The organism is Streptomyces sp. DH12, from assembly GCF_020873895.1.
In the GTDB taxonomy this organism is placed as follows: domain Bacteria; phylum Actinomycetota; class Actinomycetes; order Streptomycetales; family Streptomycetaceae; genus Streptomyces.
In genome coordinates, this window is the sequence record NZ_JAHWGT010001486.1 from 1 (window position 1) to 406 (window position 406).

Here is a 406-nt window from a genome sequence, read left to right on the forward strand (position 1 = left end):
GTACTACTGGGTGCCGGACTCGCGGTGCGCGTTCCGGGAGGCGGAGAAGCTGCCGCCGGGGACCTGGCTGCGGTGCCGCCCGGACGGTTCGGTGCAGCGGGGCCGGTTCTGGGATCTGCGGGAGGTCGCCGCCGAGGGGCAGGAGCGGGCCCGGTCCGGAGACGTGCCGGACCTGGCGGCCGTGGTGGAGGAGTCGACGCGGCTCCATCTGCTGTCCGACGTGCCGGTGGCGACGTTCCTGTCGGGAGGTCTCGACTCCAGCTATCTGACCGCGCTGGCGGCCCGCGACCGGCCCGGCATCCCCGCGTACACGATCGGGTTCCGGGCGGAGGACGCGCGGTTCGAGGCGATGCCGGACGACCTGCGCTACGCCCGTCGGGTGGCCGAGCGGTTCGGGGTGGACCTG

The 406-nt window shown here is 74.4% G+C and carries 1 protein-coding gene; it reads left to right on the forward strand.

Annotated elements, in window-relative coordinates; genetic code table 11:
• On the forward strand, positions 1 to 406 hold a 406-nt coding region (locus LPA54_RS40700), incomplete at both ends, for an asparagine synthase-related protein (protein ID WP_267488041.1).